At 55.0% G+C, this 22684-nt stretch carries 21 protein-coding genes; 12 read left to right on the top strand and 9 right to left on the bottom strand.

Annotated elements, in window-relative coordinates:
* Positions 1-112 precede the first annotated feature (112 nt).
* From ACWI0H_RS09375 to ACWI0H_RS09345, 7 genes are all read left to right on the top strand, one after another.
* Complete coding sequence (locus tag ACWI0H_RS09375; protein WP_485875984.1) at positions 113-1210, top strand: ABC transporter ATP-binding protein; 1098 nt, start codon at positions 113-115, stop codon at positions 1208-1210.
* Positions 1203-2303: an ABC transporter ATP-binding protein gene (locus ACWI0H_RS09370; RefSeq protein WP_485875983.1), complete on the top strand. Its 1101-nt coding sequence runs from the start codon at positions 1203-1205 to the stop codon at positions 2301-2303. The genes ACWI0H_RS09375 and ACWI0H_RS09370 overlap by 8 nt, the downstream gene beginning before the upstream one ends.
* Complete coding sequence (locus tag ACWI0H_RS09365; protein ID WP_101145344.1) at positions 2296-3183, top strand: carbohydrate ABC transporter permease; 888 nt, start codon at positions 2296-2298, stop codon at positions 3181-3183. Before ACWI0H_RS09370 ends, ACWI0H_RS09365 begins: the two co-directional genes overlap by 8 nt.
* 1 nt (position 3184) lies before the next feature.
* Entirely contained in the window at positions 3185-4081 is an 897-nt protein-coding gene (locus tag ACWI0H_RS09360; RefSeq protein WP_176303502.1) for a carbohydrate ABC transporter permease, read from the top strand.
* Positions 4082-4093: 12 nt separating this feature from the next.
* Positions 4094-4366 carry a DUF2160 domain-containing protein gene (locus tag ACWI0H_RS09355; RefSeq protein ID WP_008956665.1) on the top strand — a complete coding sequence of 91 codons (273 nt, stop codon included), beginning with the start codon at positions 4094-4096 and terminating at the stop codon, positions 4364-4366.
* A gap of 93 nt (positions 4367-4459) precedes the next feature.
* The gene (locus ACWI0H_RS09350) at positions 4460-6226 is read left to right on the top strand and encodes an ABC transporter substrate-binding protein (protein ID WP_485875982.1); all 1767 of its coding nucleotides are present in this window, start codon (positions 4460-4462) and stop codon (positions 6224-6226) included.
* Positions 6227-6382: 156 nt separating this feature from the next.
* Positions 6383-8026 carry a glycerol-3-phosphate dehydrogenase/oxidase gene (locus ACWI0H_RS09345; RefSeq protein ID WP_485875981.1) on the top strand — a complete coding sequence of 548 codons (1644 nt, stop codon included), beginning with the start codon at positions 6383-6385 and terminating at the stop codon, positions 8024-8026.
* Between the two features lie 73 nt (positions 8027-8099).
* Here the strand turns inward: ACWI0H_RS09345 and ACWI0H_RS09340 are convergent, their stop codons facing one another.
* The 5 genes from ACWI0H_RS09340 to ACWI0H_RS09320 form a co-directional block, all read right to left on the bottom strand.
* A complete protein-coding gene (locus ACWI0H_RS09340; RefSeq protein WP_008956668.1) occupies positions 8100-8324 on the bottom strand; it encodes a hypothetical protein in 225 nt (74 codons plus the stop codon).
* Between the two features lie 498 nt (positions 8325-8822).
* Positions 8823-10310 carry a glycerol kinase GlpK gene (glpK, locus tag ACWI0H_RS09335; protein WP_485875980.1) on the bottom strand — a complete coding sequence of 496 codons (1488 nt, stop codon included), beginning with the start codon at positions 10308-10310 and terminating at the stop codon, positions 8823-8825.
* A 122-nt stretch (positions 10311-10432) separates the two neighbouring features.
* Positions 10433-11191 carry a DeoR/GlpR family transcriptional regulator gene (locus tag ACWI0H_RS09330; RefSeq protein ID WP_485875979.1) on the bottom strand — a complete coding sequence of 253 codons (759 nt, stop codon included), beginning with the start codon at positions 11189-11191 and terminating at the stop codon, positions 10433-10435.
* Positions 11192-11315: 124 nt separating this feature from the next.
* Positions 11316-13265 carry an SLC13 family permease gene (locus tag ACWI0H_RS09325; protein WP_485875978.1) on the bottom strand — a complete coding sequence of 650 codons (1950 nt, stop codon included), beginning with the start codon at positions 13263-13265 and terminating at the stop codon, positions 11316-11318.
* A gap of 245 nt (positions 13266-13510) precedes the next feature.
* Positions 13511-14488 carry an NADPH:quinone reductase gene (locus ACWI0H_RS09320; protein WP_485875977.1) on the bottom strand — a complete coding sequence of 326 codons (978 nt, stop codon included), beginning with the start codon at positions 14486-14488 and terminating at the stop codon, positions 13511-13513.
* Between the two features lie 198 nt (positions 14489-14686).
* Here ACWI0H_RS09320 and ACWI0H_RS09315 point away from each other — a divergent pair, with 198 nt between their 5' ends.
* The 3 genes from ACWI0H_RS09315 (at position 14687) to ACWI0H_RS09305 (ending at position 17859) form a co-directional block, all read left to right on the top strand.
* The gene (locus ACWI0H_RS09315; RefSeq protein WP_485875976.1) at positions 14687-15442 is read left to right on the top strand and encodes a glycerophosphoryl diester phosphodiesterase; all 756 of its coding nucleotides are present in this window, start codon (positions 14687-14689) and stop codon (positions 15440-15442) included.
* A 47-nt stretch (positions 15443-15489) separates the two neighbouring features.
* Positions 15490-16353, top strand: coding sequence for a deoxyribonuclease IV (gene nfo, locus ACWI0H_RS09310; protein WP_485875975.1), 864 nt, complete (start codon positions 15490-15492; stop codon positions 16351-16353).
* A 90-nt stretch (positions 16354-16443) separates the two neighbouring features.
* On the top strand, positions 16444-17859 hold the full coding sequence (locus ACWI0H_RS09305) for an amidase (protein WP_485875974.1): 1416 nt from the start codon (positions 16444-16446) through the stop codon (positions 17857-17859).
* A gap of 70 nt (positions 17860-17929) precedes the next feature.
* Here the strand turns inward: ACWI0H_RS09305 and ACWI0H_RS09300 are convergent, their stop codons facing one another.
* Entirely contained in the window at positions 17930-18364 is a 435-nt protein-coding gene (locus ACWI0H_RS09300) for a hypothetical protein (RefSeq protein WP_485875973.1), read from the bottom strand.
* Between the two features lie 295 nt (positions 18365-18659).
* Between ACWI0H_RS09300 and ACWI0H_RS09295 the strand changes: the two genes are divergently transcribed.
* Positions 18660-20378 (top strand): proline--tRNA ligase, encoded by a 1719-nt coding sequence (locus ACWI0H_RS09295; RefSeq protein ID WP_485875972.1) that lies wholly within the window; start codon positions 18660-18662, stop codon positions 20376-20378.
* Between the two features lie 70 nt (positions 20379-20448).
* Positions 20449-21000 (top strand): transglycosylase SLT domain-containing protein, encoded by a 552-nt coding sequence (locus ACWI0H_RS09290; RefSeq protein ID WP_485876194.1) that lies wholly within the window; start codon positions 20449-20451, stop codon positions 20998-21000.
* Here the strand turns inward: ACWI0H_RS09290 and ACWI0H_RS09285 are convergent.
* Genes ACWI0H_RS09285 through ACWI0H_RS09275 form a run of 3 tightly spaced genes read right to left on the bottom strand, consistent with a single transcriptional unit; the run spans position 20997 to position 22536 of the window.
* Positions 20997-21434, bottom strand: a complete 438-nt coding sequence (locus ACWI0H_RS09285; RefSeq protein ID WP_485875971.1) for a PqqD family protein — start codon at positions 21432-21434, stop codon at positions 20997-20999. The two genes, ACWI0H_RS09290 and ACWI0H_RS09285, sit on opposite strands and share 4 nt — an antisense overlap.
* A 15-nt stretch (positions 21435-21449) precedes the next feature.
* Positions 21450-22217, bottom strand: a complete 768-nt coding sequence (locus ACWI0H_RS09280; RefSeq protein WP_485875970.1) for a hypothetical protein — start codon at positions 22215-22217, stop codon at positions 21450-21452.
* Between the two features lie 46 nt (positions 22218-22263).
* The gene (locus ACWI0H_RS09275; RefSeq protein WP_157826454.1) at positions 22264-22536 is read right to left on the bottom strand and encodes a hypothetical protein; all 273 of its coding nucleotides are present in this window, start codon (positions 22534-22536) and stop codon (positions 22264-22266) included.
* Positions 22537-22684 lie beyond the last annotated feature (148 nt).

Here is a 22684-nt window from a genome sequence, read left to right as displayed (position 1 = left end):
CGTTGCAAGTTCGCAAATGATCAACTAGCCTTTCGTAAACGAAAGCGGCCTCACCTATTTTGTCGCCTTTCTAATAGCATGCTCCAATAACAATGACGCTAGCGAGATCGGCATGTCCTTACATATGCAAAATATCGATCACATCGTTAACGGTGTGCCTCATATCAGTGGAATAGACTTAGCGCTTGAGCCAGGCTCATTCAATGTGCTGCTAGGGCGGACGCTGGCCGGAAAAACCACTCTAATGCGTCTTATGGCGGGGCTTGAGCCCCCTACCCGCGGAAAGATCATCATGGATGGCAAGGACGTCACTAACGTTTCCGTGCGCAAGCGCAACGTCTCCATGGTGTACCAGCAGTTTATCAACTATCCCAGCCTCACCGTTTACGACAACATTGCGTCGCCACTGAAACTGGCCAAACACCCAAAAAGCGAGATTGATAAGCGTGTTGGCGAAATTGCTGAAATGCTGCATATCGAACACTTGCTTAACCGCTACCCGCAAGAGCTTTCCGGCGGTCAACAGCAGCGTACTGCCATGGGGCGGGCCTTGATCAAAGATGCCGACTTAATTCTGTTTGATGAACCGCTGGTCAACCTGGATTACAAGCTCCGCGAAGAGCTGCGCGATGAGCTGCGTGATCTCTTCAAAGCACGCAACTGCATCGCGGTGTATGCCACTACCGAGCCCAATGAGGCGCTGGCGCTGGGTGGAAACACCGCTGTACTGCATGAAGGCAGATTGCTTCAGTATGGCCCTACCGAACAGGTTTACCGGGAGCCAAACGGCCGCTTCAGCGCCGAGATGTTCTCCGAGCCGCCAATTAACATTGTTCCCGGTCAGCTTACCGATACCGAAATCACTTTCGATCAAACGTTACACTTTCCCTGCGATGACAAGCTAAAGCGCTTAGAGCCAGGTGACTATGATTTTGGTGTCCGTGCTTCACACCTCACCCTGCAACCACAACGAGCCGATGACCTAGCGCTGGATGTCCATGTGGATGTAGCTGAAATCAGCGGTTCTGAAACCTTCCTGCATGTTCACCACGAGCGCTTCCCCTTAGTGCTGCACTTAGCAGGCATCCACCAGTTTAGTGTTAATGAACCCCTGAAGGTTTACTTCCCCACCCATCAACTTTACGCCTTCGACAAACAGGGACACACGGTTCATATTCCTGTAAGTCAAGGAGGAGCTGCCCATGGCTGAGATCACTTTAAAGGGTCTGGCGCACTCCTATGAAAAAACGCCCAAGGGTGCAGCGGATTACGCTATTCGGCAGATGGATCACGTTTGGCATCAAGGCGGTGCCTATGCGCTCTTGGGGCCATCGGGTTGCGGTAAATCGACGCTGCTCAATATCATTTCCGGCCTGCTTGAACCCTCAGAGGGTGACGTCCTTTTTGACGGTCAGCGAGTTAACGAACTCCCCCCCGAAGAGCGCAATATTGCCCAGGTTTTTCAGTTCCCGGTGATCTACGACACCATGACGGTGTTCGACAACCTCGCCTTTCCCCTGCGCAATATGAATACTCCCGAGTATCGGGTGAAACCCAAGGTACTGGAAGTCGCCGACATTTTGGAACTGACGCCACTGCTGAACCGCAAGGCGAAGAACCTGACCGCGGATGAGAAGCAGAAAGTCTCTATGGGGCGCGGTTTGGTGCGCGATGACGTGACGGCCATTCTGTTTGATGAGCCACTGACGGTAATCGACCCACAGCTAAAGTGGAAGCTGCGCCGTAAGCTCAAAGAGATTCACGAGCGCTTCAATATCACCATGATCTACGTCACCCACGACCAGTTGGAGGCGTCGACCTTCGCCGACAAAATAGCCGTGATGTATGACGGCCAAGTGGTGCAGTTCGGTACGCCACGGGAGCTGTTTGAACGCCCGGCCCACACCTTTGTAGGCTATTTCATCGGTAGTCCCGGCATGAATTTCATGGCCGTCGAGTATCAAGATGAACAGGCCATGTTCGGCCACCAATCACTGCCGGTCAGTGAATCGATCAAACGTGCCATTGCGCATGCCAGCAGTAACAACATCAAGCTGGGTATCCGTCCCGAGTTTATCGACATTAGCGCAAGCCCAAGCGCTGAAAGCTTGCCCGTCGAGGTCATCAGTGTGCAGGACCTCGGCACTTACTCCCTGCTGACCTATAAGCTCAACGGACAAACCTTCAAGGCACGCCTTCCCGAAGGGCACTCACCCGTGGGAGAAGCGGCGTTTGCTGAGTTCGATACAGCAAAACTCGCCCTCTATATCGATGAATACCTCGTGGAGACCGGCCATGAATAACAAGGTACCCAACAACAAAGCGTGGCTGCTGGTGCTTCCCATGCTGGTATTGGTGGCGTTCTCCGCCATCATTCCACTGATGACCGTCGTCAACTACTCGGTGCAGGATGTGCTCGGCCCTAACGCCAGCTTTTTCACTGGCACCGAGTGGTTTAAAACCATGCTTAACGATGAGGCGCTACAAGCGGCGTTTCTGCGCCAGATTTCGTTCTCATTGATTATTCTGGCTATCCAGATTCCGCTGGGAATAGGGATTGCCTTGATCATGCCCAAACGCGGCTGGCAGGCCTCGGCGGTGTTGATATTAATTACCCTGCCATTGCTGATCCCTTGGAACGTCGTGGGCAGCATCTGGCAAATCTTTACCCGTGGCGATATTGGCTTAATGGGCTGGGGGCTGCGCGAACTGGGCATCAGCTACAATATCACCGGTGACGCCAGCGATGCCTGGGTAACCATCGTGCTAATGGATGTATGGCACTGGACCCCGCTGGTGGCAATGCTTTGCTACAGCGGCCTGCGCTCGATTCCTGAAGCCTACTATCAGGCTGCACGTATTGACCGTGCCTCCAAGTGGGCAGTGTTTCGCTATATCCAGTTGCCCAAGCTCACCAATGTGCTCGTTATTGCCGTCCTGCTGCGCTTCATGCACTCGTTCATGATCTACGCCGAGCCCTTCGTGTTGACCGGCGGCGGCCCTGGCAGCTCGACCACCTTCCTGAGTCAGTCGCTGGCCACCATGGCGATCGGCCAGCAGGACCTGGGCCCTTCTGCCGCGTTCTCGCTGATCTACTTCCTTGTCATTCTGCTGGTGAGCTGGGTGTTCTACACCACCATCATGCACATGCAGAAAGACAAGCCCCCGCATGGAGGTGCTTAACATGAGCTACCAACTCGAAAACACCCAGCGCGGTGAAAAGTACAACACGATTTTTAGCAAAGTTTCATCTACCAAGCGGCGTAACCGCACTGCTCGGGCGCATTGGCGCTCACGTATACTGCTTGGCCTTTATCTGGCGCTGATGATTTTGCCCATTTACTGGCTGATCAACATGTCGCTGCAGACCAACAGCGAAATTCTCGGCTCGATGACGTTGTGGCCGCAAAACCTGACCTTTGACAACTATATTGGCATCTTCACCAACTCAAGCTGGTACATGGGCTACGTCAACTCGATGCTTTACGTAGCCATGAATATGCTGATCACTATCTGTGTGGCGCTTCCGGCCGCCTATGCCTTTAGCCGCTACACCTTTATCGGCGACAAGCACCTGTTCTTCTGGCTGCTGACCAATTTGATGGCTCCCCCCGCCGTCTTTCTGCTGCCCTACTTTCAGCTCTACTACTCGGTGGGCCTTTTCGACACCCACATTGCTGTCGCGCTGGCCCACTGCCTGTTCAATATTCCGCTGGCGATCTGGATTCTGGAAGGCTTCATGAGCAGCGTGCCTAAGGAGATCGACGAAACCGCCTATATCGACGGCTATAGCTTTCCGCGCTTCTTCGTCAAGATTTTCATTCCGATGATCCGCTCCGGGATCGGCGTCACGCTGTTCTTCCTGTTCATGTTCTCCTGGGTGGAACTGCTACTGGCACGCACGCTAACAGCCACCGATGCCCAGCCGATTGGTATGATCATGACGCGGACCTCGACAGCCTCCGGAATTGACTGGGGCACCCTGGCCGCCGCCGGTGTACTGACCATTATTCCCGGCATTCTGGTGGTCTATTTCGTCCGTAACCATATCGCCAAGGGCTTTGCCCTAGGCCGTACCTGAGGAGAGCGCACCATGTCTTGGATGGTATGGACCATGCCCACCGCCATATTCTTTTCATCAATCGCTGCCATGCTGGCGGGGATGACAATATGGGAGATTCTGTCTCCCACCATAGAGCGCAAGGGGTTCCTGCCCATTGCCACTACTCGCGGAGACCGGCTGTTTATCGGCCTGCTCTCGGCGGCCTTTATCCACCTGGGAGTGATTGGTTTCACCTCATTATCCATCTGGATCGCACTAGCGGTATCAGCCGTATGGCTACTGGTTTTAATGCGCTGGGGATAGCCCTTAGCAGGGTTTCGAAAAAAGCTCTCCAGCGTTATTCGGTATCAAGGACGGCCAAGCCATCAGGGAAGAACACAACAAAACGAGGTCACCATGCAAAAGCACTACAACAAGTCCAGTCTGACTAAGTTCAAACTGACAACCCTCGCCGCCGGTCTGTTACTGGCATCGGGTACCCTGTCAGCGCAGGAACAGGATGCCCGCGCCATTGCTGAACGCTTGGTCGACGAGCACTTCCAGAACTCGACGCTAAGCCGTGACGAGCAGATCGAAGAGCTGATGTGGTTTGCCAAGGCTGCCGAGCCTTTCCGTGGCATGGACATTCAAACCGTGGCGGAAGGCCTCACTACTCACGTTTATGAAAGCGAAGTGTTAGCGGAAGCCTTTAGTGAGCTGACCGGCATCAACCTGACCCACAACATCATTGGTGAAGGCGATGTCGTGGATACCATGCAGAACCAGATGCAGTCGGGCAACAGCATCTATGACGGTTTCGTCAATGATACCGACTCCATTGGCACGCATATCCGCTATGGCACCACCATCAACCTCTCTGAAGCGATGGAGAACGAGTGGGCCGACTACACCCTGCCCACGCTGGACCTGGATGACTTCATCGGCCTGCAATATGGTACCGGCCCAGATGGCAGCATCTACCAACTACCGACCCAGCAGTTCGCCAACCTTTACTGGTTCCGCCATGACTGGTTCACCGACCCCGACCTGATGGCCCAGTTTAAGGAAATCTACGGCTACGAACTCGGCGTACCCACCAACTGGACCGCTTACGAAGATATCGCCAAGTTCTTCACCGAGGACGTGGGTGAGATAGACGGCACCAAGATTTACGGTCACATGGATTACGGTCGTCGTGATCCGTCACTAGGTTGGCGTTTCCACGACTCCTGGCTCTCCATGGCAGGCATGGGCAGCCAAGGGGTTCCCTTCGGCAACCCGGTGGATGACTGGGGTATCCGCGTCAATGAAGATAGCCAGCCGGTAGGCGCCAGCGTCAGCCGTGGCGGTGCTACCAACTCGCCGGCCTGCGTGTTTGCGATGCAGAAAGCCGTCGATTGGCTACGCGACTACGCACCTGAAGAAGCGCAGGGCATGACCTTTGGTGAAGCAGGCCCCGTGCCCGCGCAAGGCCATATTGCCCAGCAAATCTTCTGGTACACCGCGTTCACCGCCGACATGACCGACCCTTCGGTTGCCGTGACCGATGATGAAGGTAATCCGCTGTGGCGCATGGCTCCTTCCCCCACCGGCCCCTACTGGGAAGAGGGTATGAAGGTTGGCTACCAGGACGTGGGCGCATGGACGTTCTTCGACTCAACACCGGAAGACCGCCGCACCGCTGCGTGGCTATTTGCCCAGTTCACCGTGGCGAAAACCACCTCGCTGGAAAAACTCATGCATGGTTTAACGCCGATTCGTGAGTCTGACATCTTCTCTGAGCAGATGACCGAAATGGCACCCAAGCTGGGTGGCCTAGTGGAATTCTACCGCAGCCCCAACGAGTCCAACTGGACCCCGACCGGTACCAACGTACCTGACTATCCGCGCATGGCACCGCTGTGGTGGCAGAATCTTGCACCGGTCATGAGTGGTGAAGTCACACCCCAGGAAGGTCTCGACAAGCTAGCGGCAGACCTGGACAGCACCATGAACCGTTTGGCCCGCGCTAACGTCTTCGACAGCTACGCGCCTGTACTGAACGAAGAGCAGGATCCACAGGTCTGGCTGGATCAGGAAGGCGCCCCGAAAGCCAAGCTGGATAACGAAATGCCGCAAGGCACCACCGTTCCTTACGATGAAATGATGGAAGCCTGGATGGCCGCCGGTACGCGCCAAGAGTAACTAAACTTAATAATAGCTAAGTTTAGAAAAACTACGCGTCAAAGCTTGCAGGGCGGGCAGTCGCCCGCCCTGCCAAGGGTTTCATTGGCGGTATGCCAGAGCAAAAGAGAGAACACCCACTGCAACCGGGCTATTGATTGGTTAATTGGATCCGCTATGAAACTGCGAAATAGAAACATTGAGAAGCTACCTAACGAGACCTTTGATGCTCTGATTATCGGCGGCGGCATCAATGGCGCCGCCACCGCAGCAGCGCTGGCTGGCAAAGGCGCAAAAGTCGCACTAATTGATCGCGGCGACTTCGCCGGCAGTACCAGCATGCACTCCTCCAACCTGGTGTGGGGAGGCATTAAATACATGGAAAGCAAGGATTTTGCCCTGGTTCGTAAACTATGCAAAAGCCGTAATCACTTGATCAAGAGTTACCCTTCTACGGTGCAGGAAATCCGTTTCCTAACCACTATTTCAAAAGGTTTCCGCCACTCTCCACGCTACCTATGGGCGGGCACCTGGCTTTACTGGCTGATGGGCAACGGCTTCACCAAACTGCCGCGTCTGCTCTCACCGAATAAAATCAAGCAGGAAGAGCCAATCATCGACATTGAGGGGGCCGTTGGCGGTTTTGAGTATTCTGACGCCTACCTGCACGATAACGACGCTCGATTTGTCTTCAACTTTGTTCGCCAAGCGCTTAACTATGGTGCGATTGCCGCCAACTACGTCGAATCACTCGGCGCCGAGCGCCAGGATGGCCTGTGGGTGACCAAGGCACGCAACGTGATGGATGGCAACACCTTCGATATACGCGCCAAGGTACTCATCAATGCGGCCGGCCCGTGGGTGGATCAGCATAATGAGCTGACCGGCCAAAAAACCACTCACCACCACCTCTACTCCAAAGGCATTCACCTCATCGTTCCGCAATTAACGGATTCACAGCGGGTGCTGGCGTTTTTTGCTGACGATGGCCGATTGTTCTTTGTCATTCCCATGGGTAACCGTACCTGCATCGGAACTACCGATACCCATATGGAGCACCCGGAGGTGGAAGTCACCGCTGGCGATATCGCCTTTGTGCTGGAAAATATCAACAAACGTCTGACCCTGGCCAAGCCATTGAGCCAGGACGATATTATCTCTACCCGCTGCGGCGTACGACCATTAGCGATCAAAGATGATCAAGGCAACGATCGAGACTTCCTGCAGCTATCGCGCAAGCATGTAGTCGACACTAATGCCGAAAGCGCGCATATCAGTATCTTTGGCGGCAAGCTCACCGATTGCTTGAATGTGGGTGATGAAATTGCCGAAGAGATCAGCCAGTTAGGCGTTACCCTCACAGACCCTAAATTCCTCTGGTACGGCGAACCACCCAACCCCGTCAAGCAGCAGTTTATGGATCAGGCCAAGCGCATGAACCTGGATGCCATGACCGCCCAGACCTCATCTGAACTGCTCTCCACACGGCTCTGGCGGCGTTATGCCGACCAGGCTATTCAGATGTTGGAAAAAATCCGCCAGGATCCTGCCCAGGGTGAAATTCTGATTGAGGGCACCGAGTATATTCGCTGTGAACTTGAGCACGCCCGCGATCACGAAATGATCACCCAGCTTGAAGATTTTTTACGCCGCCGGGCCAAGGTTTCGCTGGTTGTGCCCCATGAGCAGTTGCGCCATTCAAACGGTCTGAAAGAAGCCTGTCGGGTATTATTTGGCGACGATGCGGAAGAGCACTTTAACAGTTACTTCGAACAACACCGGGACACATCACTGCCTTTTACACCCATGGCCAATGCTTAATTGTCTATAAAACTAAAAAGCCCCCCTTATATCAATAAGGGGGGCTAATGGTTATTTAAGCAATTGTTTTATTTTACTCTTCATCTTCAATACGAAGTTGAGAGTCTCCCGCGAGCACTTCATCCCAGGCCTCTTCCAGTGTGCAGCCTGAACGACTATCCACTGTGTCGATAACCTCAACCGCATGTTGCAGTGACTCACGATTACCCTTCAGCGCCACAACCAACCTGGCGAGATCTTGCTTGCTGAAGGAGCTGGCGATGCTATTGGCTTGTTGGCTCAGTTCGATGCAGTTCATTAGTACTACCTCATGGTATGGTCATCCGCTGCCTAACCGCCAATCGGTTTAAAAGCAGCCATCTTAATTAACGACGTATGGTGACGTTGCTACTCATGCTGGGCCGGATAAGTGCCCAGTTCGGTAACTGCGAAACGGTCACAAGCGTTACAAGACCTTCGCCCTTTAGCGCTAGGGTAATACTGAAGCGCTATCGTTCTGTAGCAGGGATTAGTTCAGTGATTCGGGATAACGAGTCACCTTCCTGATCCATGACCTCACTATGGGCTACAGCAGGAAAGCTCACAATGCGTCATTGGCCGCAGGCATGGTTGTAACTCGACTACATAAACGCTCAATAAGCGTTAATGGTGTTAAAGACTTTCATGAGGGGCGCTAAAAGCGAAGAAAGGCGGCCAATTGCTTAATTGGCCGCCGCATTATAAAGAATCGAAAGAGTGAATAGATAGTGTGCTTAAGTAGGGGTGCTGCACTTATTAGTTGAATTCAGGTCATTATCTAAGGCGTGGAGCGGACTCTCGACACCGCATCCAACCAGCCCTGGTAAAGCTGCTCACGTGTAGCTTCTTCCATGGTGGGCATAAAGCTCTTCTCGCAGCGCCACAATTGTTCGATCTCTTCCAGGGTTTGATACCAGCCCAGACGCAGACCTGCTAAATAAGCAGCCCCCAGCGCAGTGGTTTCCAATATGGTGGGGCGATCCACCTGCACGCCCAGCATATCGGCAAGAAACTGCATCACCCAGCTGTTTTTCACCATACCACCGTCAACCCGTAAATTGCCCGGCGGCGCCTCCATATCGTCATTCATGCAGTGCTGCAGGTCACGGGTTTGGTAGCACACCGCCTGGAGCCCCGCGGCGACTATTTCAGCAATACCGGTATCGCGGGTTAACCCAAAAATCGCGCCACGTGCTTTTGGGTCCCAGTGCGGCGCGCCCAAACCCGTAAAGGCGGGGACTAGATAAACGCTATGCCCACTGCGGGTTTTCTGAGCCAACGCTTCGGTTTCCGAGGCATCAGCAAACAGATTCAAACCATCGCGCAACCACTGCACTGTCGCCCCGGCCACGAAAATACTGCCTTCCATCGCGTAAGTCGGCTTACCGTTCAACCGATAGCCGACTGTGGTCAACAGGCGATTACGCGAAAGCGAAGGCGTCTCACCGGTATTCACGATCATAAAGCAGCCGGTACCGTAGGTGCTCTTACCCATCCCTGGCTGAAAGCATGCCTGCCCGACCAACGCCGCCTGCTGGTCACCGGCTACCCCGGCGATAGGAAGCGGTGCGCCCAGCCAGTGCGCCTCAGTAGTACCGAAATCATCGCTAGAATCTTTCACTTCGGGCAGCAGATTGGCGGGAATATTAAATAGCGCCAGTAGCTCGTCGTCCCACTCCTGGGTATGAATATTGAAAAGCGCGGTGCGTGACGCGTTAGTGGCATCGGTCACGTGCTGCTGGCTACCGGTTAATCGCCAAATTAAAAAGCTATCCACCGTTCCAAACGCTAGCTCACCCTTCTCGGCGCGCGCCCTTGCACCCTCGACATTATCCAGAATCCAGGCCAGTTTGGTCGCCGAAAAATAGGGGTCAATCAATAGGCCGGTCTTGGCTTGAACGATATCGGTGTGCCCTTGATCGCGCAGCGATTGGCACAAGTCCGAGGTGCGGCGATCCTGCCACACAATGGCGTTATAGAGCGGCTTGCCGGTTTTTCGATCCCACAGGATAGTGGTTTCACGCTGGTTGGTAATGCCGATGCCAGCAATCTGCTCTGGCGTAATCTCGGCATTGGCCATCACCTCTCGGCAGGTGGCCACCACTGTTTCCCAGATATCTTCAGGGTTGTGCTCAATCCAGCCGTCATGGGGAAAGTACTGGATGAATTCCTGCTGGGCGACAGCAGCGACCTGACCTTGGCGGTCAAAGAGAATGGCGCGCGAGCTGGTGGTACCCTGATCAATGGCGAGTATATAAGAGGACATGTCGAGTTCGCTTTGTTGTAGTGTCTTTCGATTTTGTTGACTTGCTTTCGCTTTATTATGTTTTAAGGCTACTCCAGCCGCTTGAAATGCTCAAGGTTGAAACCAACACAGAAACAGCTAGGTTAGGCGATATACAGCGCCACATCGTGCTGAGTCAGCAAGCGCTGGATCGATTCTGGCGGCTTGCGGTCGGTAAAGAGCGCATCCAACTGCTCCAGATTGCCCTGCCGCACCACCGGGTTACGGTGAAATTTGGAGTAGTCTGCCGCTAGGTAGATGCGCCGGGAATTGGCAATAATCGCTTGGGCGACGCGCACTTCCTGGTAGTCAAACTCAAGCAGTGAGCCATCCTCGTCGATGCCACTGATACCGATGATGCCGTAATCCACCTTGAACTGATTGATAAAGTCGATGGTGGCTTCCCCAATAATCCCGCCATCACGCGAGCGCACCTGCCCCCCGGCGATGATCACGGTAAAATCCTCTTTATGCTGAAGAATGGCCGCCACATTGAGATTATTGGTGATGATCTCTAGGCCCTGGTGCTCCAGCAATGCATGGGCAATCACCTCATTGCTGGTACCGATGTTGATGAACAGCGAAGAGTGGTTGGGTATGTGCTGTGCCAAACAGCGGGCAATGCGCTCCTTCTCTACCAGGTGAAGCGTCTTGCGCGTGCTGTAGGCGGTATTCACCGTGCTGGATTCGATGCCTACACCGCCATGCACACGGCGCACACGGCCTTCATCAGCCAGGGTATTCAAATCCCGCCGAATGGTCTGCGGTGTCACCGCAAAGTGGTCGGTGAGCTGTTCGATACTCATGTAGCCGTGCTGACGAACTAGCTCGACAATGGCATCCTGACGAAATTGTTGGTTCATAAGCCCGGCCTGTTCGATTTTCTTGGTTTCTGAACGTAATAGGTTAGCAAAATTTTCGAAACCTAATAGCCTTCATCCCCTCTTCGCTACCATCACACCGACAGGCCGGACCGTTAGACGTTTTTTAAAGCGGCCATACTAGAAGAATCAGCGGGATAGCGACAGCCAGTACTACCAGCGAAAGCGGTAGCCCCAGCTTCCAGTAATCACCGAACCGATAGCCCCCTGGGCCCAGCACCAGTGTATTCGACTGATGGCCGATGGGAGTTAAAAACGCACAGGAAGCACTTACGGCCACCACCATCAAGAACGGATCGAGCGAGACATCGAACCCATTGGCCAGGCTGACTGCAATCGGCGCCATCAGCAGCGCAGCCGCCGCGTTGTTGACCACATTCGAGAGCAGCATAGAGAGCAGGAACAGCCCCACCATGGTGACCACCACCGGCCAGTCGCTGCCAAAGCGCAGCAGTGCATCGGCAATCAGGTCGGCGCCGCCACTGGTTTCAAGCGCCTCCCCCACGGGTATCATTGCGGCCAACAGCACGATCACAGGGCCATCGATGGCTTGATACCCTTCGCGCAACGGCAATACGCCAATCAGTAGCGAAATCAAAGCAGCGGTACTCATGGCGACTGCCGCAGGCAGCAGATCGAACAGCATGGCAATAATTGCTAAGGCAAAAATGGCGATCGACATTGCCAGCTTGCGCGGCTGCCCCAAGTGCAATTCCCGGCTAGCCAGTGGCAGGCAACCGAGGGAGGCCAGACTATCGGACATTTCATTCTCACTGCCCTGTAGCAGTAACACATCACCATTCTTGAACCGGATATCACGCAGGCGCTGCTTCAAGCGCCCACCGTCACGGGCCACGGCCACCAAGTGCAGGCCAAACTGGTGATTCAGGCGTAACTGACGCACGCTGCGGTTAATCATCATGGAATCATTGCGTACCACGGCTTCAATTAGCTGCAAGCCTTCGGTATCCACCGGCTGCCGGTCCTGTGCCGCATCTTTCGCTTCACCCATGCCAGCTTTCTCGCCCTCTTCGCCGCTTGCGGTGTGCTCAGGGCCGTCCGCCTCCTCTTCCAGTTCGGCTATCGCACTAAGCCCTACCTTATCTTCCAGCATCTGGAGTTCATCGGGTCCTGCTTCCAACAGCAGGATATCGCCCTCTTCCAAGGCGCCGTGGAAGTTATAGCCAGCACGACGGTTATCATCGCGAACGACCGCTAACACGGGGATGGTTTCGTCCAGCTCATCGCGCAGTTGCTGTAACGTTAAGCCTTTGGCTTTCGACTCTTCACCTACTTTCAATTCCACCAAATAGTTGGCGGTATCGAACATTTCATCGGTAGAGGCTTGGCCGCTGCGCTTCGGCGTCAAGCGCCAGCCCACCAACACAATAAACACAAGCCCCACCAGCGCCACCGCAATCCCGACAGGCGAAAAGCTAAACATGCTAAACGCTTCACCCGTCACATCGCGCCGGTAACTAGAGATAATGATATTGGGTGGCGTGCCAATTAAGGTTGTCAGGCCGCCCAGCAGAGACCCGAACGCCAGCGGCATCAGCAGTAAAGAGGGCGAGGTATTATGTTCACGAGCCAACCGCATCGCCACCGGTAACAGCAGTGCGAGAGCGCCCACATTGTTCATAATGCCCGATAACAACACGACGGTACCCACCAGCACTAATAGCTGAAGCAGCAGGTTTTCACCCACTTTTAACACTTGATTGGAAATAATATCGACCACACCGGAGCGTTCAAAGCCCCGGCTAAGTACTAGCACGGCGGCCACTGTAATCACCGCCGGATGGCCGAAACCCATAAAGGCGTTCTCGGCAGGCACTAGCCCAAGCATGACCGATCCCAGCAATGCCGCCAACGCGACTAGATCGTAGCGAAAGCGTCCCCATATGAACGCAACCAGCGTCAAGCCAAGCACGATAAACACCAACGTACTTGGCGAAAGCGCCAACCATTCAAGACCTAACGCTTCAAGATTGAGACTCTCAACACCTGAGCCCTCAGCACCTGAGCTCTCAACACTCATGTCCTCAGCCGACATCCTTTTCCTACTCCCTTGCCACCGTTTGATAACGGCAGCATACGATTGATGCACGCCACGCCACAGGCATGGCTATTCTCCACGCACATTAGACGTTTACTATACACAGGTATAGTCCCTGCATACGCATCGACCGTTGAATAGCCAACCAAGGCATTCGGCCCTGGCCAGCTTGCCAATAACGTGGCAAGCGTTGAGAGCCGAATGCGTCAGCTGGGTGCGTATGTAGGGTACTTAGGTAGGAGTTAGGGCAAGAGAATAGTCGAGCCGGTAGTTTTACGGCTCTGTAGGGCGTCCTGGGCTTTACCCGCTTCCGCCAGCGGATAGCGGTTGGCGATGTCAATCTTGATCTTTCCGCTCTCAAGCATGGCGAAGAACTCCTGGCACATCATCTCCAGACGCTCGCGCGTATCGGCGTAACCGTTCAGGCTGGGGCGAGTCACATAAAGCGCGCCCTTCTGGTTGAGGATGCCGATATTGACACCATCCACCGGGCCAGAAGCGTTGCCAAAGCTCACCATCAAGCCGCGTGTCTTCAGGCAGTCCAGCGACATTTCCCAGGTATCCTTGCCTACTGAGTCATACACCACATCGCACATTTCGCCGTTAGTTAGCTCGCGTACCCGCTCGACTACGTTCTCTTCGCTGTAATTGATCGTCGCCCAGGCGCCATTGGCCATGGCGAGATCCGCTTTTTCCTGGGAGCTAACGGTGCCGATCAACTTAACGCCCAATGACTTCGCCCACTGGCAGGCAATCGAGCCTACCCCACCGGCAGCCGCATGGAACAGAATGGTTTCGCCGCCTTTCAGCTCATAGGTCTGGCGCAGCAGGTACTGCACGGTCAGGCCCTTGAGCATACTGGCCGCTGCCGTCTCGAAATCGACAAAATCGGGGAGCTTGACCACTTTCGCCGCAGGCAGCGTATGCAGTTCTGCATAAGCGCCCAAAGGCCCTTGGGCATAAGCGACGCGATCACCGACGCTTAAGTGCGTTACGCCAGCGCCGACAGCATCGACTACACCGGCGCCTTCGGTGCCAAGGCCAGAAGGCATAGCAGGGGCGGGATAAAGCCCGGTACGAAAATATATATCAATAAAATTTAGGCCAACGGCTTTATTGGCGATACGCACTTCGCCCTGGCCGGGTTCAGCGGGGTTCACGTCGACCAGTTCAAGCACCTCGGAACCGCCGGTCTGGGCAAATTGGATACGCTTAGACATTAGGGTTTCCTTTCATTGTTGGGTTTGTACAAGATAGTCAAGACAACAGGTGCCGCTATACAAGCGCGTCATGACGTTTAAATCAAGCTAGCACGCTAGCCTATTTTCACCCCTATGCTGTTTAGCGGTGAAATCTCGCTGTCATCCCCCCATGCTAGAATCTACACTCCTTTATCGTCCAAGGCTTAGAGCGCTGTCATGACGCATCCCGCTATTCAAGTTCCCTCGCTGATTGCCCACCGCGGCTACTCTGCCGCTGCTCCCGAAAACACCTTGGCCGCAGTGCGCGCGGCCCATCAGGCGGGCGCCACCTGGGTAGAGCTGGACGTGCAACTGCTCGGTGATGGCACCCCGGTCATCTGGCACGACGCCGACGTGTCGCGCTGCTCGAACGGGCGAGGTAGCCTGGCCTCAATGAGTTGGGCAACGGCACAAGCGCTGGATGCAGGCAGCTGGTTTGGTGATCGCTTTGCAGGTGAAAAGATGCCCAGCCTGGGAGAAATGCTGGCGCTACTTAACGAGCTGAAAATGGGCGTCAACATGGAGATCAAGGTCAACAAAGGACGCGACCCCATCGCGTTGGTGGAGCGCGCCCTGCCCGAGATGCTGGACACCCTGCCCCCCGAACGGCTTATCATCTCCTCCTTCAATACCGAGGCTCTAACTCACTGCCGTCAGTTGGCAGGTAAGGAGCGTCTGGCGCTGGGCGTGCTGTACAATGGCGTACCCAAAACCTGGCGAGCACAGTGCGAAGCCATTGACGCTTTTAGTGTGCATCCGTCCTGGTCACGCCTAAAGCGCGCCCAGGTCGAGGCCATGCAACAGGACGGCTACCAGATCCTGTGCTATACCGCCAATGATCCCAGCGCCTTCCATAGCCGCTGGGCGTGGGGTATCGCCGGGGTGATTACCGACGAACCCGCTGCGTTCAAGCGCTTTCTAGATAGCCATTGATCTATTCAGATGCTTGAGTACGTTCAAACAATGACAAGGAGTCCGTTGTGAAATACCTGGGAGCCCACGTGAGCGCCGCTGGCGGCGCAGACCAAGCCGTTCACCGGGCGGTGGAGATCGGTGCCGATGCCTTTGCGCTGTTCACCAAAAACCAGCGCCAGTGGAAAGGCAAGCCCCTCACCGATGACGCAATTCAAGCCTTTCGTGATGCCTGTGCTAAACACGCTTTTTCACCTGGGCAGATTTTACCCCACGACAGCTACCTGATTAATCTGGGCCACCCGGAGCAGGAAGGCCTAGCCAAATCCCGGGAGGCCTTTTTAGATGAAATGCAGCGCTGCGAGCAGCTCGGCCTGACGTTGCTCAATTTCCACCCAGGCAGTCATCTAAACAAGATCAGCGAAAGCGACTGTTTAAAGCGTATTGCCGAGTCCGTTAATGAAGCGCTTGTGCATACCCAAAGTGTCACGGCCGTGATTGAAAACACCGCCGGGCAAGGCAGCAACCTGGGTTGGCGCTTTGAGCATCTGGCCGAGATCATTGAGCATGTAGACGATAAAACCCGCGTTGGCGTATGTATTGATACCTGCCATGCTTTTGCCGCCGGGTATGACCTGCGCAGTACAGAAGCGACACAGGCGACGCTTGATGAGCTCGGCAAAGTGGTGGGGTTCAACTACCTGCGTGGTATGCATTTGAACGATGCCAAAAGCGGATTCGCCAGCCGTGTGGATCGCCACCATAGCCTGGGCAAAGGCAATATCGGGCTACCAGCCTTTACCGCTATCATGCAGGATGCCCGGATTGACGACATTCCTTTAATACTGGAAACCGTCGAGCCTGAGATATGGGCCGAGGAGATCAGCTGGCTGCGCGCCCAGGCGTCCGAAGAAGTCGCGCCGAGCCATTAAACTCTGTATGGCTGCGGCTTTTGCACCCCAGGCAATGCTTGCCTACCCTTAGACTCCTTTCCCAAGCCCAGCCGACGTAAGGAGTATGCAATGAGCGGTACCGATCTTGGCAGCCTGGATGCCCAGACCTTAGCTCACTTGTTCGCAAGCCGTGAGGCTTCCCCCCTCGAAGCGACCCGAGCCGCCCTTGAGCGGATCGAGCGCTTCAACCCAGACGTGAACGCTTATGTTCACGTGGATGCCGAAGGCGCCGAATCAGCGGCAAAAGCCTCGGCAAGGCGCTGGGGGCAAGGTAAACCACTCAGCCCCATCGATGGGGTGCCGGTATCGCTGAAGGACCTGACTCAGGTGGCAGGCATGCCCTGCCGGGAAGGGTCGCTGACCTCCTCCGACGCGCCATGCGATACCGATGCGCCTCCGGCCCGCATGTTGCGAGAAGCTGGGGCAGTGATGCTGGGCAAGACCAATACGCCCGAATTCGGCTGGAAAGCGGTCACCGACAACCGTGTCTTTGGCGCCACGGCCAACCCCTGGGATACCCGCTTGACCCCTGGCGGCTCCTCCGGCGGAGCCGCTGCAGCCGCAGCTCTCAATATGGGCGTGCTTCACCAGGGCGGCGATTCAGGCGGCTCGATCCGTATTCCTGCGGCGTTTACGGGGGTATTTGGCTTCAAGCCCACCTACGGCTGGACACCTCAATGGCCGCCCGCAAAAGAGCCCAGCCTTTCACATCTGGGGCCACTAACACGCACCGTGCGCGACGCGGTCAGCATGCTGAATGTGATAGGTCGCTACGATTATCGAGACCCCTACGCCACTCGCGGCCAGCCTGAGTGCTGGGGGGTCGACCTGGACAAAGGATTAACCGGGCTGCGGATTGGCTACTCCGCGGATCTTGGTTACGCCAAGGTAGACCCGCAAATTGCCGAGCGTGTGCATGAAGCGGCCATGAGATTGGAGGAGTTGGGCGCTGAAATCGTCGAGGTAAACCCAGGCTTTTCGTCACCACTGGAGACATTTCGCAAGCTATGGTTTACCGCCTCATTAGAGCAGTGGTCGCAAACGAGCCAACATCAGCGCACACTTTTAGATCCCGGCATGGTAGCCAATGCCCGCGAAGCAGAGCCCTGGAAAGCCGTTGAGCTGTTTCGTGCCCTGGCAGACCGCGCAGCATTAACGCAGCGCCTGGAACACTTCAATCAAGAATATCATTTACTGATGACGCCCTCGGTGGCAGTCAGTCCGTTTGAAATTAATCAGGAAGTGCCCCCAGGTAGCGGTATGCAGGATTGGGAAGAGTGGGCGCCGTTTAGCTACCCCTTCAACCTCAGCCAGCAACCCGTCGCATCGGTACCCTGCGGGTTTACCGATAACGGCTTACCAGTCGGCTTCCAGCTTGCCGGCGGCAAGTTTGATGATATTCGTGTTCTACGCGCTTGCCACGCTTACATGGAAGCCTATCCTCCACGTTTTCCCAGCGTTCCCAATCCTGCCCAGTATGCGTAACGTATACTCAGCATAAAAAAACCCAACCCGGCAGAAAGCCGGGCTGGGTTTTAGCGAGCAACGTTAAACATTACATCGCGGAAAGCTTTTCCTCGTCCAGCACGCCTGACATACGCACCATGGCCAGCGCTTCATCAAGGCTGCCCATTTCTTCAATCATGACTAACTCGCTCTCTAAGCTCACTGGCTGACCAGCCTTCTCAGAGAGTATTTTTTCCAGGGAAGCCACATCCATAGCGTCGTCTAACTGGTGAACATCTACTGAGGCACTGTTGCGGCCGGGCAGATAGATGGTGCCATTAGAGAAATCCACGGCGTAGGCAATCACCCCAGGTACGATAAAGAACAGTAACCCTACCCCATTGGCGATAGCGATAACCGGATCAATATCGCCACTCATCTGGCCTTTTCGCTCAGGATGAAACAACGTACCGCAACCACTTAATGACACGATGGAAACGCCAACCACGGCGCGTGTCAACCAGCGACGAACTGCTTGATGCATGAAGAATCCCTCAATCAAAAAAGTAACCATAGTCGGCGTAACATGCTGTCGTACAGCATTTTTTTATGGCTATTCATTGCCAACTATCGCGCTCTAAATCCAACGTAGTTTAGCACAGCCTGCCAAAAGCATAGATGATTTGGCGATAAGCACTATTTTGCCGCTTTAACCGCTAGGCCGTACAATGGCCCGATTCAACGCTAACGGGGCTACCGCCCTGAATGTGAGTATGGCTTCTTCCAAGCACATTTTCTTCTAAACGCTATTTTCTAAGCTCTAAGGAATGCTCTAACCCATGCGCGCCAGCCAATTATTGATTGCCACTCTGAAAGAAACCCCGGCCGACGCCGAAGTCATTAGCCACCAGCTAATGCTACGCGCCGGGATGATTCGCCGTTTAACCTCAGGGCTTTATACATGGCTGCCGCTTGGCCTGCGTACGCTGCGTAAAGTAGAAGCCATCGTGCGCGAAGAGATGAACCGTGCCGGTGCACAAGAAGTACTGATGCCCGCCGTTCAGCCGGCAGAACTTTGGCAGGAGTCTGGCCGTTGGGAGCAGTACGGCCCTGAGCTGTTACGTTTAAAAGATCGTCATGACCGCGACTACTGCGTTGGCCCGACCCACGAAGAAGTCATTACCGACTTGGTGCGCAAAGAGATCGCCAGCTACAAGCAACTGCCGATCAATTTCTACCAGATTCAAACCAAATTCCGCGATGAGATTCGTCCACGCTTTGGGGTGATGCGCTCGCGTGAGTTCATTATGAAGGATGCCTACTCCTTCCACCTGGATGAAGCGTCACTGAAGCAGACCTATCAAGATATGTACGATGCCTACACTCGCATTTTCACGCGTTTAGGGCTTAACTTTCGTCCCGTCATCGCTGACAACGGCTCGATCGGCGGCACCGGCTCTCACGAATTCCACGTACTCGCCGATTCCGGTGAAGACGATATCGTGTTCTCCAACTCCTCCGATTATGCGGCCAACATGGAGAAAGCCGAGGCGCTACCTGCTCCGCTTGGCAGCCAGGCAACTCGTGCTGAACCCAGCGAAGAGCTGCGTCTGGTCGATACGCCTGATGCCAAAACCATCGCTACATTGGTGAAACAGTTCGAGCTGCCGATTGAAAAAACCGTTAAAACGTTGATGGTTCATGCAGCCGAAGGCGGCCTGATCGCGCTGCTGATTCGTGGTGATCATGAGCTCAACGAAGTCAAAGCTGAAAACCTGCCCCAAGTCGCCACACCGCTGACCATGGCCAGCGAAGAAGAGATTCGTGCGGCGGTGGGTGCCGGCCCAGGCTCACTTGGCCCGGTCGGCTTAAAGATGCCGGTGATTATCGACCGCAGCGTGGCACTAATGAGCGACTTCGGCGCTGGTGCTAATGTGGATGACAAGCACTACTTCGGCATTAACTGGGAGCGTGACGTTGCTCTGCCCGAAGTAGCGGATCTTCGCAACGTGGTGGAAGGCGACCCTTCGCCGGATGGTCAGGGCACGCTCTCTATCAAGCGCGGTATCGAAGTGGGTCACGTTTTCCAGCTTGGCCAAAAATATTCCCAGGCCATGAACGCCAACGTGCTGGGCGATAACGGCAAAACTAGCCACCCGTGGATGGGCTGCTACGGTATCGGCGTGACCCGCGTGGTCGCCGCTGCCATTGAACAGAACCACGACGAATCCGGGATTATCTGGCCCAACGCCATTGCCCCCTTCCAAGTGGCATTAGTGCCAATGAATGCGCACAAATCCCAACGTGTCCGTGAAGAGTCTGAGCGCCTTTACCAAGCACTCAGCGCTGCGGGTCTCGACGTATTATTAGATGACCGCGACACTCGCCCCGGCGTTAAATTTGCCGACCTAGAACTAATGGGCGTTCCCCATCGGCTGGTGATTGGTGATCGCGGCTTGGATAATGGCGAGCTGGAGTACAAAGGCCGCCGGGATAGCGAAGCAACCATGGTGCCCGCAGATCAAATTATCGACTTTTTGCGTGAGAAGGCCCGCTAACTCCACCAAAGCAGCCACCGCACCCAGCGTTTTGTTTAGCGCCACGCGGTGGCTAACCGTTAGGCTGGCGCTGGGCATACTGGTGCTCAGTACTGCAGGGCCTGCGGCGGCACAGCCGCTGCCAACGGCCCTGCGGCCTACGCTAGAAGCGGCCAACCAACAGCATCAAACTACTCAACAACAATGGGCATCACGCCAGTGGCGTATGCGGATGGACTCCCCACTAGCGCGCTTTATTGATGATCCAGAGCAGCGTCAAACTCTGCTAACGCGCATCTATCAAGAAGCCAGGCTAGCTGGTTTGCCGCCTGATTTGGTCCTAGCCTTAATCCAAGTGGAAAGCGCGTTCAAAGCCGATGCCATTTCATCGGCAGGTGCTGTCGGCTTGATGCAAATCATGCCCTTTTGGGTTAGCGAGCTAGGATTACCTATCGACGACTTAACTCATCCACCGCGTAATTTGCGCTATGGCTGTACGATTTTGGCGCACTACTTAGCCATTGAGAGTGGCGACTTTACTCGTGCGTTGGCGCGATATAATGGCAGCTTGGGAGAGACGTGGTACCCAGAACGCGTCATGCATGCGTGGCGAGATACGTGGCGCCAGCCTAGATCGCGTTAAGAGGCGCTTGCAACGGGCTCAATTAAGCCAACGGCTAAGAACTGCCCCAGCAACTCAGCCATGTCGCTACGTACTTGCTCAAGGGAGACCGGCATAAAAAATGCCACCAGCGTTTGGCTTAGCTCCTCGATGGTCAGTGCTTCATGCTGCAGTAATGCCCATGCCGCTCGGCTAGTTACGTTCATACGATGGATCTCGCCCGCCTCCTCCACGATCACGAATAGCTCATCGCCGAGAGGATACTCATGCGCCGTTGGACGCGCTCGCCACTGGCGCAGATCGTTTCGATCCAGCGCCGCAGCCTCAGGCATTGCCGCGGCCTGTGAAGGCGATGTGTAAGTAGCCGGCTGGGCGTGAAGCGCCTCTTTTAGTTCGCGCCCTACAAAAGCGGCCGCTTCGTATGCATCTGAATAGCGCAGCAGGAAACAGGGCATGCGCTGTACCAGAGGTCAGAATTTATCAATCAGTTCCTGGTCGGAAAGCGTGTCGGCAAAATTCTGCTTTAACAGTTGCCACAACCCTTCTCCATGTTGCAGCGACGTAAGCTGGGGACGAGCAACACTGTTATCCCGGTCAATCAATATAATGGCACCGACCGGGCACTGCTCTCCGTGGCGAGCCAGCAATGTTTCGTCCAACGCGACATAGCCATAGCGATCATCGCTCGGCCCTCGGTGCCGATGAATAAAGTCCTGTAACTCGTCCGCAATCGTGGTGGGAAGCGGTAAACGCAAACGTGGCGCGACACCCAGCGAAACCCCCTTTCCTTGAGGCGTCAGCGCCACGACATCATCCCCAAAAACACGGTATCCAGCGGCTGCAAACGCACACGTCAGCGTACTTTTACCGGCACGGTGAGACTCAGGAAAAATGACTAATTGACCGTCTATCTCAGCCGCACCGCAGTGCAATCCAATATAGGCTGGATGCTGGCGCAAATAGGCCCCAGACATATCTGCAATAACGCTGCACGCCGTGCTGACTGGCGTTTCCAGCCACATCCCCTTGGGCAATGCCGGTGCCTGCTGCCAAAACCCCTCTTCCTGCTGCCAAACACAAATATCTGGCTTGTTTGGCTGTAACGGACATGGGGTAAGCGGCCAGCCTGGCATGGCAGCTTGAAGAACCGGCAGCAGTGGCTGAGCATTCACCAGGCGAATACACGGCCCCAGACCGGTGAGCGCGTAATCAACAGCTTCGGCGTCAGACGTCATCATCGGTTTCACCAGCCGCGTGGGAGTAGGCGGCTGATACGCAGCTCAATCACACCATCACGTTCCCAACGAGGACGTTCGTCATATCGCTGGGGACGCGAATAACCGTTGCGAGAATAACCAGGCTGTGAATAGTCTGGCCGGTCGTAGCTTGGCCTGGAATAGTTCGGCCGGTCATAGTGAGGTCTGGAATAGTTCGGCCGTGAATAATGGGGTCTTGAATGGTCAGGCCGTGAAAAGCTGGGCTTTGAGTGGCGACGCCCCGAATGATGTTGATGTTGATGCTGATGGCGGCCCTTAGGGCGAGAGCGCCCGCGTTCATGTGCTTCAGCCTGCCCCGTTGAAAGCAGTGTAGGAGCCACGTAAAGCGCCGCTGCGCCAAGCCCTAGACTAGCCAAGACCTGTCGGCGTGAACGCCGCTGTTTTAGCATTGTGGTGACTTCATCCTGAGTGCTCATATCACTTCTCCG

It is taken from the genome of Halomonas sp. NYA30 (assembly GCF_976980765.1).
This window is presented reverse-complemented; position numbering and strand designations above follow the sequence as displayed.